Source organism: Thermomicrobium roseum DSM 5159 (assembly GCF_000021685.1).
Taxonomy (GTDB): domain Bacteria; phylum Chloroflexota; class Chloroflexia; order Thermomicrobiales; family Thermomicrobiaceae; genus Thermomicrobium; species Thermomicrobium roseum.
The window spans coordinates 1,704,206-1,719,349 of sequence record NC_011959.1; the positions used below are offsets into that span (position 1 = coordinate 1,704,206).

Genomic DNA, 15,144 nt, shown 5'->3' on the forward strand with positions numbered 1-15,144 from the left:
AGGGGGACAGGATGACCGAGCAAGCGGACGGCGCGGTGCCACACCCGATCGACCTCTTCGAACAGCTCGTCAGCGAAGTCGAAGCGATCGTCCAGCGACTGGAGAACGAGAACCTGCCCCTGGCCGAGGCGATCCGGGAGTACCAGCGAGGAGTCGAGCTGATCCGCCAATGCAACGCCATTCTGGATCAAGCCGAACTGCAGATCTCCCAGTTGCGCACCAGCTCGCCGGAGGCCGGACTCGCCTTCCCGGCTGACCTGCTCGGCTTTCTTGATAGCGAAGACGATTCTTCCCTCGCTTGAACTCACGCGGGAGAAGCGGCAGAAAGACGAGCACGCGAACGCTTCGTTCGGCTCGAGTAGAACGCGAGCGGATGCGTCGCGTGCGGTCCTCGTCCGACCGACCTCGCTCGCCACCGTGCTGGCCTGGGCGCAGGCTCGCTGGCTCCTCCCGGCCCAGACTACCTTTTTCCCGAATCCCACGAGGGTTGGACTTCCATGACCTGGCTGCCTCAGCAACGCGCGGCTGACCGCGCTGCGCGCTGGGTAACGGGGGCAGTCGGCGCCATCCAGCGTCGGAAGCTCGGCGACCCGTCGGCCCTGACGGCCCGGCGGGTCAGGCACGCCCGGCCCCTCCAACACGCAACACGTGGGCGATGGCGCCGCCCCGTGGTGCGCACCTGTCGAACCGCAGACGTACCGTCCGATCCTGTAGGGGCGACGCGTGTGTCAGCCGCGGCGCCATCGGCGCGGCAACACCCGTTCGTGGCAGGCGACATTCATGGCGATGCGGCACTCATGTCGAGGAAATGGCCACAGGGCGACGTGCCGGCCCCCTGGTCGGCGAGTCAGGCAGCACCTGACCCCTACAACGCCGGGTTACCGCCCGAACGTGGCTACACATACCCGACCGGGGATGCATTGCACCGCAGTGTAGGGGCGACGCGCGGCGTCGCCCGCCGCGCCATCAGGAGCGGTAAACCCACGATACGCAACTGCGCACCGTGACGCGAACGCCTCCCCGGCGATCGGCGCACGGGCACGGGGTGTTGACCGGCCCTGGCGACCCGGCGGGTGAGGCACCGCCTGACCCCTACAGGACGGGGGCGTCCCCGCTGACTATGGCGCACCATGCCCGACCGGGGATGGGCCGTCCACCCAATGGAGGGGCGAGGCACTGCCGCGCCCGCCGTGCCGGTGGCGCGGCCACCCCTCCCGCGCGCCGCCCGCCGAGCGGCAGGATGAGCGGCGGGACCAGACGGCGCTGATCAGGCACAGTACCGCGACCGCGATACCGCTTTGGGAACGCGTACCACGCTTCCCTCGCAGTGCGGGCGCCTACGAACGATGGAGACAGGCGACCGGTCCGATCGGACCTCCCGCGAGTACTGGTCCTTTCGTCGACTCGCCGATGATCAGGGAATGGGACTGAGAACCGAGGAGACCAGGAAAGATCGGTCAGCACGATCGTTCTGACCTCAGCTGGCTAGCAGCGATCGAGACTTTCCCCTCAGCCGTCACTGAGACTCTCGACCCCTCTGACCGAACGGCACAGCCGACGACCTCCTCCACTGAGCGAGGCCGCAAGGCCGTTGATCGGTCAGGGGGTCACATGGCACGCCGAGTCGTCCAAATCGTGCTGAGTCTCTTTCTCGCCCTGCAACTCTGCGCGGCAGCCCTGGCAGTCGCTGCTGCAGAAGGTCCACCGGCTCGCTACATCGTCGTCCTCGATGACGCCGAGACGAGCGCCGACGCCTATGCCCCCGTCCGCCGGAGCGAGACGGTCCGCGTCGCGAGCGAGCTCGGCATCGAGCCGGAGCAGGTCTACGGTACGGCGTTAGCTGGCTTCGCTGGACACCTGACTGGTCGGCAAGTGCAGCGCTTGCTCGCAACGGGTCGTATCGCCGCCATCGTCCCCGATACGGAAACGCATTTGGCAGCGCAGACCGTGCCGACCGGTGTCCAGCGGATCGGTACGCTGGCGAACGGGACAGCCAAGATCGACGGCGTCGACGATCCGATGCCGATCGACATCGCGGTACTGGATACCGGGATCGATCCGAGCCACCCGGATCTCAATGTCGTCGGGGGATTCGATTGCTCCGGCAGCGGGAGTTGGGTCGACCGGCACGGGCACGGCACGCATGTCGCGGGAATCATCGGCGCGCGCGACAACAGCACTGGCGTGGTCGGTGTGGCACCGGGCGCCCGCTTGTGGGCGGTCAAGGTCTTCGGCGATAACGGCACCGGCTATGTGTCGTGGCTTATCTGTGGACTGGATTGGGTCGCCTCCAACGCAGCGACGATCCGTGTGGCCAATTACAGTGGTGGTGCGAGCGGTACCGATACGCCCAACTGCGGTGGAACGAGCGATCCGCTCCATCGTGCCGTCTGCCGCGTCGTGCAGGCCGGCGTGACGCTCGTCGTCGCGGCCGGGAACGATGGCAAAGATGCCAGCAATACCATTCCCGCTGCCTATCCTGAAGTCATCGCGGTCGGCGCAATCGTGGATACCGATGGGAAACCCGGTGGACTCGGGCCGAGTACCTCGTACGGTGCCGACGATACGCGCGCCTCGTTCTCCAACTATGGATCGGTCGTCGATCTTTATGCTCCGGGCGTCTCGATTCTCTCCACGGTTCCCGGCGGCGGTTACCAGCGCTGGAGCGGCACCAGCATGGCGACTCCGCACGTGACCGGCGCAGCTGCCCTCTATCTCCGCCAAAATCCTGGCGCATCACCCGCTCAGGTGCGGAGCTATCTCCTCGCCAACGGGGAAGCTGGCACGTGGGACAGCTACGGCCAGCCGCTCGTTCGCGTGAACTGGAGTGGCGGTAGCGGCAACGAGAGTGGCGACAACAGCGGAAACGATGGCAGTACCACCGCTCCGACGAATCGCGATGTGGCAGTCACCGGCCTCGAGGTTCCTACCTCGTTGGCGACTGGAAGCAGCGCGACCATCCGCGTCACTGTGCGCAACGAAGGCACCACCAGCGAATCGGTGACCGTCACGCTCAACGCGAACGGTGCCGCCATCGGCTCGCCGCGCAGCGTCTCGCTCGCGGCAGGCTCCAGCACGACGGTGAGCTTCTCGTGGCAACCGACCGCTGCAGGCACCTATACGCTCGAGGCACGAGCCGAAATCAGCGGTGAGGACAGCGATCCGAGCGACAACAGTCGAACCGCGACGGTCACCGTCACGCAATCCGTTCGCGATGTCGCGATCACCAACCTCACTGCTCCCACCCAGCTCCGGCGCGGCCAGAACGGAACCGTGTCCGTCACGCTGGAGAACCGCGGCACCGCAAGTGTCACCGTCACGGTGACGCTGACGACGCAACCGCGCAATGCTGCGATGGGAACGGTCAGCAGCAGGGTCACGCTGTCCCCTGGTGCCTCTCAGACGATCTCCTTCACCTGGCGGACCAACAGCCGGACTGCGCTCGGGACCTACACAGTGACAGCGAGTGCGCCCCTGAGCGACGACATCAACCCAGCCGATAACACCCGCTCGGTGACCATTACCGTGACCTCCCGCTAGGTCGCTGAGCGCCTGCCACGACCACACGGGCCGGCCGAGAGCGCGCTCCGCCGGCCCGTGTCGTTTGGCACGACCGCACTGCCGACGACCCAACGCGCAGTCCGACCATCGCCACGGGCGGCCAGTCGTTCGACCAGCTACCGGGCGGCACCCTCGCTCCTGCGCGCTCGGTTGGCGACGAACTGGCCGCGGAGCCTGTTCGAGCGGCGACCGGGGACAGACTCGCTCGCGGCCTCCCGCGAGGAGAACGCGGGAAGGGCTTGACAACTCCCTCGCGAACCGTTACTATGTCGGTAAACGACGTATTTGGCGAGCGCTCTCGGGAGGTGCGATCATGGCGACACAGGCAATTCCCGGCTATCGGTACGGCGATCCATCGTTGCCGCGCGCCCCGTATAGCGAGGCGGACCTGGCACTTCTCCAGCAAGCCCTCCTTTTCACCGAAGAGGACGCGACTGCCCTCCGCCGAGCCGGGGAGATCCTCGCCCCACACATCGACGAGCTGCTCGACGTCTGGTACGGCTTCGTCGGCAGCCATGACTTCCTCCTGCGGTATTTCTCGACGCCTGAAGGGCCGCACGGCGAGTATCTCGCCCGTGTACGCCAGCGATTCGGACAGTGGGTCCTGGATACCTGCCGCGCCGAGTTCGATCAGCGCTGGCTCGACTACGCGTACGAGATCGGGCGCCGGCACTTCGACAAGAAGAACCAGACCGACAACGTCCACGGAACGCCGCCGTTCGTCCACTACCGTTACATGATCGCGTTGGTCTACCCGATCTACGCAACCGTGCGCCCCTTCCTGGAGCGCGGTGAATCGGATCCCGCTCGAGTGGAACGGATGCACCAGGCCTGGCTCAAGGCGGTGCTCCTGCAAGCGATCCTCTGGACCTATCCCTACGTGAAAGATGGTGTGTTCTGAACGAGCGCGACGAGCAGCCTGGGTAGCGCGCGTGGTCGCTCGCTACCCGGGCTGCTGTGTGCCATCGCGTGAGGCCGCGACCAGTCACTCCTCGCTGGCCAGTCGGATCCCATCGGCACGACACGCCCCGTCGGCAAGCGACACAACAGTGCTATACTCGCTCGTGTGTGTTGGTCGCTACGGATGGATGAGAAGCGTGGAAAGCGAGTCGATACCGATGTCCGTCTTCGATCCCGAACTCCGGCAACGATCGCGGGCTGCCCGCGTCGCCATGGCTTTACTGCGACTGACCCATGCGATCAAGGCGATCTCGACGGAAGAAGTCAAGGGACTCGGGCTGACCCCCATGCAGGCCCAGGCACTCCTCTGGGTCCGCTACACGAAGCCATTTCTCGCATCGGTCGGGCGTCTCGCCCAGGCGCTCGGTGTGACGCACGTGACCGCGATCGGGATCATCGACGCACTGGAGCATGCTGGCTTACTCGCTCGCGAAATCAGCCGCGTCGACCGCCGAGTGACGCTCCTCCGCTTAACTCCGGCTGGCGAGGCGGCGGCGCAACGGCTGGAACGTTTCGGCCACACGCTCGAAGAAGCCCTGGCAGGACTGAGCGAGAGCGAGCTCCTGGCGCTGGAGCGTGGCCTGGGAGCCGTCGTCTGGAGCCTGCGCGCATCCGGTCTCTTGCAAGTGGCTGAGGCATGCCGCGGGTGCATCTACTTCCGCGAGAACGTGGCCCCAGGTACCGACGAGCCGCATCGCTGCGAACTGATCGAGCGCTTTCTCAGCGATCGAGAAGCGCGTTTGGCCTGCCCGGACTATCGGCCCGAAACACCGGAAGGCTTGTTGCCCCTGGCGGCAGAGTGATCGCAAGACGACGAGCGGCCCGGGGATATCGCAGGCGAGAAGCCACTTCGCCCCGAGCACGCTGGTTCCATCCCATCGTTCCGCCAGCGCACGCCTCGGCACCGACGAGAACGCCCCCGACCAGTCGGGTTCGCGCGGCCAGCGACTCGCTGGTTGCACGAGCCTCCATAGTGGAAGCTGCGCTCCTCATCCGCTGAGCATTCCTGGCAGCTCGTTCCCGGCCATGCGTGGGGCCGCATCGCTCCCCTCCGACTGTTGCCCCGACGCCGTCGTACCCTGCCGTTTGCCAGTCCACTCGTCCCTGCAGTACCATCGTGATCGACAGGGTGAGAGCGTCATGCCCCCGTAGTTCAGTGGATAGAACGGCGGCCTTCTAAGCCGCATGTCGCAGGTTCGAATCCTGCCGGGGGTGCTGCTCTCTTCGGGGCGAATCTGGTGAGCGGTGCTCTCGCTCCCCTGACTGATCTGCGATGCGAGCACTCGTCACCGGGAGAGCCAGCAGGAACGCTTACCAGAGAGCGAGAACGGCATGCGCCAGCGCGCCAACCAGTTGTGGCTCATTTTCTTCCTTCCGGGAACCACGCTCGTCCTGATACCGTTCGTGCTCACGCGCGTCTTCGGGCTGGCACTCTCCGAGACGACGAGCAGCATCGTGGGAGGAACCGGGCTCCTCTTGCTCTTTCTCAGCTTGTTCACCCAGCTCCCGCTCCCGCGTCGCCGCAACCGAGAACGAGGCCAGAAGTGAAAGAAACGAGAGAAGCCATGCGTGTCACGGTCCGTTACTTCGCCATCGTGCGCGAACTCCTCGGGCGAGATCGCGAGGAGCGCGACCTCCCTGAGGGGACGACGGTCGGACAGCTCCTCGCGCAACTCTGCGAGTCTCAGCCGTCCCTCGCGCGGCTCCAGCGTTCGATGATGGTCATGGTCAATCGCCGCTACGCCCGCCCGGATCAATTGCTCCGCGAGGGAGACGAGGTCGCGCTCGTCCCGCCTGTTTCGGGCGGAAGCACCCCATTCTCGATCGGTCCCGAGCCCCTCGACCCCAGGAGGATCGAGCAGCTGGTCGCCGATCCTCGAGCGGGAGCAGTCGTTCTCTTCATCGGTACCGTGCGCGACCACGCTCGCGGCAAGCGCGTCCTCTACCTCGAATACGAGGCCTATGCGGAGGCCGCACTCGAAACGTTCGCACAGATCGCTGAGGAAATCCGGCAACGCTGGGACGTGCTCGGTATCGCGATCGCTCACCGCACCGGACGCGTCGATATCGGCGAAGCCAGTGTCGTCATCGCAGTGTCCAGCGCGCATCGCGCGGAAGCGTTCGAGGCCTGCCGCTACGCGATCGAGCGCCTCAAGCAGGTCGCACCGATCTGGAAGAAGGAAGTGTACGAGGACGGCGAGATCTGGATCGGGAGCGAAGCGCTCTACCAGGAACTCTTCGCTCGTCGCGCCTCGGAACCTTCGCCTCCAGCCGAGTGATGAGGCATCTCAGCGCGCCTGTCCGTGCACCGGACGCCGCAGGATCGCACGGAGTCGCTCGCCGGGACGGTATGGCTCGGCCCGCGGCGGCACGATCAGGTAGGCATTCGCTCCGACGGCCGAGAGCAAGCGGGCCGACGACTGCGGCCCGGTATTGCGAGCGAACAGGGTCCCCGTCTCGTCACACCAGACGATCGCCCGCTGGTACTCGATACGGTCACCCGGCTCGATCGGATGCGCGAGCACCACGGTAACCGGCTCCGGGATGACCGGCTGCTGTCCGGTCATCGCCCGCAACGCCGCCATGACGAAGATCTCGAAACCGACGAGCGCCGAGACGGGGTTACCGGGCAAGCCGAAAAGGAGCGTCCGGCCAACCGTCACGAAGTGAAAAGGCTTGCCTGGCTTCATGAAGAGCCGCTCGATGTGAACGGTTCCGAGCGTGCGGAGTGCCGCACTGATCAAGTCGCGTTCCCCGACCGACACACCGCCGGAGGAAATCACGACGTCACTCTCCGCGATTCGCTCTCGCAGCAGTTCGGTCAAGCGCTCCACATCGTCGGGTCCTCGCCCCGCCCAAACCACCTCGGCACCGGCCTGCTGCAACGCTGCGACCAGCATGAAGCGGTTCGAATCGCGGATCTGGCCGGGACCGAGCGGCTGTCCGGGATCGACCAGCTCGTCGCCGGTACTCAACACGGAAACTCGCGGTCGGCGTGAGACGGGGACACTGGCGATGCCCAAGCTCGCCGCGAGGCCGATCTCCGCCGGGCCGAGTACCGTCCCGGCCGGCACGATCAGTTCGCCACGGTGCACGTCCGCCCCGACCGGCCGCACGTTCTCGCCTGGACGGACCTCCTCCCGCCGAATCACGATATGATCGTCCACGAGCTCGACGTCTTCCACCGGGACGACTGCGTCCGCGCCCGCCGGCAAAGGCGCCCCAGTCGTGATCCGCACGGCTGTCCCCGGAGTCACGGTGACGTCCGTGACATGACCAGCGAACTGTTCGCCGATCACTTCGCGCCACGGTGAGGTATCGTCGTGGATCACTGCGTAGCCATCCATGGTCGCGGCAGGAAACGGGGGATGGTCCTCCGGTGCATACAGCGGTTCGGCCAGCACGCGCCCAGCCGCATCCATCAGCCCGACCTCTTCGCTCGGGAGGCGCTGGACGTGAGCGAGAATGATGTCGAGCGCTTCCTGTGGAGTCAACATCCGGCTCGTTCGCTGCATACCGTACTCCTCGCCGACCGCTATCGGCACGAAAGCGATTCTATCCTACACCTCCCCAGGGAGCGAAGGCGGCTCCACCGCTGCAGGCCGGCCTCTCCGCATCGCTCTCACCACGCCCGCTGGGCAGGCCGCTGCCGCTTCAGCGAAGCGAACAGCACCGGGGCGTGCGACGTGGCCAGCGCTACCGCTTTCCTTCACCACAGTAGAACGCGACGAGACCAGTTTGCCGCTTCGGCCACGAGTACCAGTGAGTTCACGAGAAGATTGCGATAGGACCCGTTTCCACCGTATCATTGGAGAATGAAACGATTACTCCCCCAGCGGGCGATCGCGCGATCGGGACGACATGGCGACAGCGGTACCGCGTGAAAGCAACCACGAATCTCCGTCCCAGGCCACTCCGGCCGTCGGGCCGAGCGACGAGCCGGTATGGGAGGACGTGGCTCCCGAGTTCCTCAAGCGCCTGCCGAACGCCGATCTCGAGCTGATCCACCATGCATTCGAGCTCGCTCGGTCCGCGCATGCCGGGATGCGCCGGCGCTCCGGTGAGCCGTACCTGTCCCATCCCCTGGCGGTCGCGCTGATCCTGGCCGACTTGCAGCTGGACCAGGAGACGATCGCTGCTGCGCTGTTGCACGATGTGCTCGAAGACACCGACGTCACGATCGAGCAACTCCGGGAGCGATTCGGTCCGCGGGTCGCTCGCCTGGTCGATGGTGTGACGAAGCTCGGGAAAATCCGCTTGAGTCCGGAGAACGAGCCGGTCAGCCTCGAACGCGAGAAGATTCGCCAGGCAGAGAGTCTCCGCAAGATGCTCCTGGCCATGGCTGAGGATGTCGGCGTCGTCCTCATCAAGCTCGCCGATCGCCTCCACAACATGCGGACATTGGACCATTTGCCGCCCGAAAAGCAGCGTCGCATCGCGCGCGAGACGATGGAGATCTATGCCCCGCTGGCGAACCGCCTCGGTATCGGCCAGCTCAAGGCGGAACTCGAGGATCTCGCCTTCAAGTATCTCGAGCCGCAGACCTACGAGACGATCGCACGCGCGCTCGAGTCGCGCGGGCACGATCGTGAGCAGTATCTCCAGGAAGTGATCGAGCAGGTCAAGCGCGCCCTCGCCGATGCCGGCATTCGGGCGGTCGTGACCGGGCGCGAGAAGCATATCGCTTCGATCGCTCGCAAGATGCGCGAGAAGCAACGCAACTTCGACGAGATTTACGACGTTCTGGGAATCCGCGTCATCGTCGACGAGCAGCGCGATTGCTATGCCGCGCTCGCTATCATCCACGGTATGTGGCACCCGATCCCGGGTCAGTTCGACGACTACATCGCCAATCCGAAGGAGAATCTCTACCGCTCCCTACACACAGCGGTGATCGGCCCGCGCGGCATCCCGCTCGAAGTCCAGATCCGGACCCATGAGATGCACCGCGAAGCCGAGTACGGGATCGCCGCCCATTGGCGCTACAAAGAGCAGCTGAAACCCGACAGTGGCGATCGGTCGATCGAGGCCAAGATCGCGTGGTTCCGCCAGATCCTCGAGTGGCGCGACGAACTGCTCGATGCCCAAGAGTTCGTCGACTCGGTCAAACAGGATCTCCTGCCGGAGATGATCTATGTCTTCACCCCGAAAGGGGACGTCGTCGAACTGCCGGCAGGTGCGACACCGATCGACTTCGCCTATCGCATCCATACCGAGGTCGGGCACCAGTGTGTGGGCGCCAAGGTCAATGGGCAGATCGTTCCGCTCAATTACAAGCTGCAGAACGGTCAGGTCGTGCAGATCATCACGTCCAAGTCGCGCACTGGTCCGAGCCGCGACTGGCTCATCCCCAGCAACGGGTACGTCACGACGGCCTCAGCGCGCGAGAAGATTCGCCAGTGGTTCCGCAAGCAGGAACGCGAGGAGAATATCGCGCACGGCCGCCATCTCCTCGAACAGGAACTCCGACGCCTCGGTGTCGAGATGAAGCTCGAGGACGTCCTCAAGCTGTTCCCCCGCTACCAAAAGCTCGAGGACTTCTTGGCGGCTATCGGCTACGGTGCCATCACGCCCCAACAACTCGCCGCTCGCATCGCCGAACACGAGGACCAGCGCACACGAGCGAGCGCAGCTCAGTCCCCGACCCAAGCACCACCGCTCCAGGTGACCGGCCTACGCGACCTGCTGACCCGGCTCGCGAATTGCTGCAAGCCGGTCTACGGCGACCCGATCGTCGGCTTCATCACGCGCGGACGCGGGATCACCGTCCACCGCGCCGATTGCCCGAACATTCTGCATACCAACGAACCGGAACGGGTCATCCCCGTCAACTGGGGAGAGACACCACAGCAGTACCCCGTGACGATCCGTATCGAGGCGTGGGATCGAGTCGGACTCCTCCGCGATATCACGACGCTGGTCGCTGACGAAGGACTCAATGCCCTCTCCGTCCTCACCAACGTGCACGAGGATCGCACCGTGACGATCCTCATGACGCTCGAAGTGACCAGCGTGCAGCAGTTGAGCCGCATCCTCCAGAAGCTGGAATCGGTCAGGGACGTCTACGACGTCCGACGCATCACGGGCGACCAAACACCGACCGCGGTCTCCCGTTGAGCGGACGTCACTGCTCGCCGATCTCTTCTTCCGGTTCTTCCAAAAGGCCAGCCCGCTTGAGGAGCCGCTCGCGTTTGGTCAAGCGCCGGCGCGGCCGAGTCTGCTCAGCTTCCGCCAACTCGGGTTCCCACACCAGTTCGCGTCCAGCCACGTGCACGATATCGCCTGGCTGAATGCCGAGCGCGAGCAGCCGCCGGGAGATACCCCAGCGGGCCAGCAGCCGCTGGTACCGTTCGGCTGCCTCCGGGTTGGAAAAGTCGGTCATCAGCGTGAGTCGCTCGATCTTTGGACCTCGCAGCGCGAAGTGGTGAGGAGACAAGCGGATCGCCTCCCAACGCTCCTGCGAGCGATCGAGCGTATAGACCCGGTGACTGCGCAGGGGCGGCGCGACCCGTTCGGGGCGAGGCAGTTGCTGCAGGCGCTCCCAGGTCGCGCGGATCAGTTCGCCGACCCCTTGTCCCGTGGCCGCCGAGATCGGGTAGGCCGTGTAACCGAGTTCGTCCAGTGCTCGCGCGATGCGCGGCCAGTTGGCCTGTGCCTCGGGGAGATCCATCTTGTTGACCGCGACGATCTGCGGCTTGCCAGCCAGCGATGCGGAATAGGCGGCGAGTTCCGCATTGATCGTGTGAAAGTCCTCCAGTGGATCGCGCCCCTCGAGTCCGCCGGAGCCGTCCAGCACATGGATGAGCAGGCGTGTCCGCTCCACATGGCGCAAGAACTCATGGCCGAGTCCAGCACCACGCGAGGCGCCAGCGATCAGTCCTGGCAGATCGGCGAGGACGAACGTTCCTCCCTCCCGACCCGGCACGCTCACCACGCCGAGCATTGGCTCCAGCGTCGTGAAGGGATAGTCAGCGATCTTCGGTCGAGCAGCGCTCACTGCAGCCAAGAGCGTTGACTTGCCGGCGTTGGGCAAACCGACCAGCCCGACATCGGCCAAAAGCTTCAGTTCCAGCCGCAGCCAGCGCTCCTCGCCGGGCTCTCCCTTTTCCGCGAAGCGCGGAGCCTGCCGGCTCGGCGTCGCGAAATGCTGATTGCCCCGTCCACCGAACCCTCCACGAGCGACCAGCAACACCTCGCCCGGCTCGAGCAGATCGCCGAGAACCGCACCAGTGGCCTCGTCGTACACCACGGTTCCCGGTGGAACGTCGATGTAGAGATCCGCACCGTCCCGACCGTTCTTGTTGTTTCCCTGACCCGGCTGTCCATCCTCGGCCCGGAACTGTCGCTGATAGCTGAACGGGAGCAACGTGTTGAGCGAGGGATCGACGCGGAGATACACGTTCCCCCCGCGCCCACCATCGCCTCCATCGGGCCCACCACGCGGTATGTACTTTTCCCGGTGGAAACTGACCGCCCCGTTCCCACCGTTTCCAGCCTTCACGAAGATCTTGGCTTCGTCGTAGAACATGACCCCTCCGGCCTGCCGCTCGGCAGACCTGCTCGCAACGTTCCGTTGACACACGATCAAGCTTACTCGAGGAAATCGCGGAGTGCTCGCGCCCGCTGCGGATGACGGAGTTTGCGAAGCGCCTTCGCCTCGATCTGGCGGACTCGCTCGCGCGTGACACCGAACGCTCGACCGACTTCTTCCAACGTGTAGGTCTGCCCATCTTCGAGACCGAAGCGCATGGCGAGGACTCGGCGCTCACGCTCAGTCAACGTCGCCAGGAGCGACTGCACCTGCTCGCGCAAGAGCGAAAGCGCTGCTGCATCCAACGGGGCAACCGCGCGCTCGTCTTCCAGAAAGTCACCCAGTGTGCTCTCCTCTTCCTGGCCCACCGGCGCTTCCAGCGAAACCGGATCCTGTGCCGCCTGGAGCAATTCGCGTAGGCGATCCAGCGGCATGTTGACAGCGGCCGCGAGTTCGCTGGTCGTCGGCTCGCGCCCGAGTTCCTGCGTCAATTGGCGTGCCACACGGCTGACGCGGTTCAAGGTCTCGACGAGGTGGACCGGCAAGCGGATCGTCCGGGCATGATCAGCCAAGGCACGCGTGATCGCTTGGCGGATCCACCAGGTCGCATAGGTCGAGAACTTGAAGCCCTTGTGCGTCTGGAACTTGTCGACCGCCCGCATCAGCCCGAGATTCCCCTCCTGGATCAGATCCAGGAGCGTCAATCCCCGGCCGGTATACCGCTTGGCGATGCTGACGACGAGCCGGAGATTTGCCTCGGTCAGCTTGCGACGAGCCGCCTCCCCGTCGCGCCGGAGGCGCTGCCAGTGCGCGATCAGCGCTGTTCGATCCAGTCCGAGCTCGTTCAGCGGCGGAATCGGGGGAAGCCTGCGCTCGAGCGGATCACACCACCGTTGCAAAGGCTCGGGAAAGAGCGCGAACTCCAGGCGCCGGCACCGCAAGGTGTCCTCGAGTTCCTCGACGCTCCTGCCATCCTTCCCACGGAACTGTCGCAGCAGCACGGGCGGAAGGGAGCGCAGCGGCAAGATCGCAGCGAGCACCGCGGTGCGTGTCTCCCTCTTGCCTGGAAGACGCTGGGCCAGGCGCTCGACGAGCGGCCAACCCGTCACGAAGCGCTCCCACGCCGCCAGCAGCAAAACGAGCGGATCGTCACCGCAGCAGCGCCGAAGTTCGTCGAGATACTCCGCCAACTCCACTGCTCGGCCGAGCTCCACTTCCTGCTCGGCCGTCAAGAGCGGGACACGCCCGATCTCCGCGAGGTACAAGCGCACCGGATCCTCGACGAGCAGATCCGGATCGGCCTCCTTCTCAGGCTCCCAGGAGCGGGAAGTGCCATCCGGTTCGAGCGCTTCCTCGATCGCGACGGGGACTCCCTCTGCTTGCAGCTCAGCGAGAGCCGTCTCGGCAGCATCGGGGCCGAGCGTGTCGATCAGGGCCAACCATTGCTCACGCGTGAGACGGCCGTGCAGGCGAGCCGTCGCCAGGATCGCATCAGCCCCTGCGAGCACCGGGAGATCGACCGATCCGTTCGCCCTGGTCACCACCTCACGTGACCGCTTGGGCTTCCCGCGCCGTTCCGCCTTGGTCACCGCGCGCACTCCTCACGGCCTTCGAGGAAACCAGCGCCTGCTCGTGCGGCATCCCAGTAATACTACGGAGCAGAGCAAAATTCAACGGTATCGCGCCCCTTCGATTCCCGCTTCCCGTGCCAAAAGATCGGCGATCGTTTCCCGACGCTGCCAGAGTTCCACTCTTCCCGCCTCCAACGCGACCACAACTGGTCGGCGAGCGAGGTTGTAATTGCTCGCCATCGCCAAGCAGTACGCTCCAGCCACGGGAATGGCCACCAGATCCCCCGGAACCGGTTCCGGAAGCACCGCGTCCCTCACCAATACATCGCCCGACTCGCAATACTTGCCCACCAGGGTGACACGCTCGCGACGTCGATCCGCTCGCTCGATGACCGGAAGTGCGAGATAGCGCGCCCCATACAGCGCCGGCCGGATATTGTCCGCCATCCCACCGTCCACTGCCACGTAGGTGCGGATCCCGGGAAGACGCTTGACACTCCCCACCCGGTAGAGCGCCATGCCAGCACGTCCGACCAGCGAGCGGCCCGGCTCGAGCACGAGGCGGGGGAGCGGCAACCCGGCCATGCTCGCTGCTTCCGCCACCCATCGGCTGACCTGCGCTGTCGCCTCGGCCAGATCCAGGACCGGGTCTTCGGTCGTGTAGGGAATCCCGAAGCCACCACCTGGCGAGAATTCGCGAAGGGAGAAAGCGAATCGCCGGGAGAGCTCACCCGCGAAAGCGAAGACCTGCTCGATCGCTCGCTGGTAGGGGATGAGATCGAACAACTGCGAGCCGATATGGACATGGAACCCGAGCAGTGCGAGTTCCGGTGTCGAGAGGCAGCGCGCGACTGCTGCCTCCGCGTCCCCAGTGACGATGGGCAGACCGAACTTGGAATCGAGTTGGCCGGTGCGCCGATAAGCGTGGGTATCGTGTGGTTCGACCCCCGGATTCAGGCGCAGGAGAATCGGAACAGTCTTTCCAGTACTCCGGGCGATCGCTACCAACCGCTCGAGCTCATCGTGGTTATCGACCACGATCCGCCCAACTCCCAGTTCGAGCGCGAAGCGGAGCTCTTCCTCCGACTTGTTGTTGCCGTGCAACACCAGTCGCTCGGCGGGGACACCGGCTGCTCGTGCCAACGCGAGTTCCCCCTCGGAGACACAGTCCACGCCGAGCCCCTCGCTCGCCAGCAAGCGGAGCAGCCCCACCGCAGCAAAGGCTTTGGCCGCATAGACGAGAGCAGTCTCCCCTGGATAGCTCTCCAGGCCGTGCCGGTACGCCGCGATGGCAGCGCGGATCGTCGCGACATCGTACAGGTAGAGCGGGGTGCCGTACTGCTCCGCGAGTCGGGGCAGCGGAACACCCCCGGTCCACAGCTGGCCAGACTCGTCACGCCGCGCCGTTTCCGGCAAGATATGCGCTCGTTCGGCCACGAAACCGCACATGTCCAACCTTTCGGGCCACAGTGGGCACGGCGGTGAGTATAGTTGCCATTTTGGAAGCGCGCCAAGGTTTTC

General features: G+C 65.2%; 11 protein-coding genes and 1 tRNA gene. 8 read left to right on the forward strand and 4 right to left on the reverse strand.

All coding sequences use genetic code 11. The features are described from left to right. Window positions 1-11: 11 nt before the first annotated feature. The 7 genes from xseB (at window position 12) to moaD (ending at window position 6,800) form a co-directional block, all read left to right on the forward strand. Entirely contained in the window at window positions 12-302 is a 291-nt protein-coding gene (gene xseB, locus TRD_RS13705) for an exodeoxyribonuclease VII small subunit (protein WP_015922644.1), read from the forward strand. Window positions 303-1,611: 1,309 nt separating this feature from the next. Further along, window positions 1,612-3,540 (forward strand): S8 family serine peptidase, encoded by a 1,929-nt coding sequence (locus TRD_RS13710; RefSeq protein ID WP_015922646.1) that lies wholly within the window; start codon window positions 1,612-1,614, stop codon window positions 3,538-3,540. A gap of 334 nt (window positions 3,541-3,874) precedes the next feature. After that, on the forward strand, window positions 3,875-4,462 hold the full coding sequence (locus tag TRD_RS07980; RefSeq protein ID WP_015922647.1) for a protoglobin domain-containing protein: 588 nt from the start codon (window positions 3,875-3,877) through the stop codon (window positions 4,460-4,462). Between the two features lie 217 nt (window positions 4,463-4,679). Further along, entirely contained in the window at window positions 4,680-5,324 is a 645-nt protein-coding gene (locus tag TRD_RS07985; protein WP_041436058.1) for a MarR family winged helix-turn-helix transcriptional regulator, read from the forward strand. 339 nt (window positions 5,325-5,663) lie between these two features. Next, a tRNA-Arg gene (locus TRD_RS07990) sits at window positions 5,664-5,736 on the forward strand. Between the two features lie 117 nt (window positions 5,737-5,853). Continuing rightward, window positions 5,854-6,069 (forward strand): hypothetical protein, encoded by a 216-nt coding sequence (locus TRD_RS07995; protein ID WP_015922649.1) that lies wholly within the window; start codon window positions 5,854-5,856, stop codon window positions 6,067-6,069. Window positions 6,070-6,086: 17 nt separating this feature from the next. Then, on the forward strand, window positions 6,087-6,800 hold the full coding sequence (moaD, locus tag TRD_RS08000) for a molybdopterin converting factor subunit 1 (RefSeq protein WP_015922650.1): 714 nt from the start codon (window positions 6,087-6,089) through the stop codon (window positions 6,798-6,800). Window positions 6,801-6,809: 9 nt separating this feature from the next. On the opposite strand, the gene TRD_RS08005 is transcribed toward moaD, so the two are convergent. Next, window positions 6,810-8,036 carry a molybdopterin molybdotransferase MoeA gene (locus TRD_RS08005; protein WP_015922651.1) on the reverse strand — a complete coding sequence of 409 codons (1,227 nt, stop codon included), beginning with the start codon at window positions 8,034-8,036 and terminating at the stop codon, window positions 6,810-6,812. Between the two features lie 346 nt (window positions 8,037-8,382). Here TRD_RS08005 and TRD_RS08010 point away from each other — a divergent pair, with 346 nt between their 5' ends. Next, window positions 8,383-10,638, forward strand: a complete 2,256-nt coding sequence (locus tag TRD_RS08010; RefSeq protein WP_081433447.1) for a RelA/SpoT family protein — start codon at window positions 8,383-8,385, stop codon at window positions 10,636-10,638. A 7-nt stretch (window positions 10,639-10,645) separates the two neighbouring features. Here the strand turns inward: TRD_RS08010 and obgE are convergent, their stop codons facing one another. The 3 genes from obgE to lysA all read right to left on the reverse strand — a co-directional run bounded on the left by obgE (window position 10,646) and on the right by lysA (window position 15,072). Beyond that, complete coding sequence (obgE, locus tag TRD_RS08015) at window positions 10,646-12,049, reverse strand: GTPase ObgE (RefSeq protein ID WP_015922654.1); 1,404 nt, start codon at window positions 12,047-12,049, stop codon at window positions 10,646-10,648. 62 nt (window positions 12,050-12,111) lie between these two features. Continuing rightward, the gene (gene rpoD / locus TRD_RS15425) at window positions 12,112-13,641 is read right to left on the reverse strand and encodes an RNA polymerase sigma factor RpoD (RefSeq protein WP_015922655.1); all 1,530 of its coding nucleotides are present in this window, start codon (window positions 13,639-13,641) and stop codon (window positions 12,112-12,114) included. An 81-nt stretch (window positions 13,642-13,722) separates the two neighbouring features. Further along, window positions 13,723-15,072, reverse strand: a complete 1,350-nt coding sequence (gene lysA, locus TRD_RS08025; protein WP_015922656.1) for a diaminopimelate decarboxylase — start codon at window positions 15,070-15,072, stop codon at window positions 13,723-13,725. Window positions 15,073-15,144 lie beyond the last annotated feature (72 nt).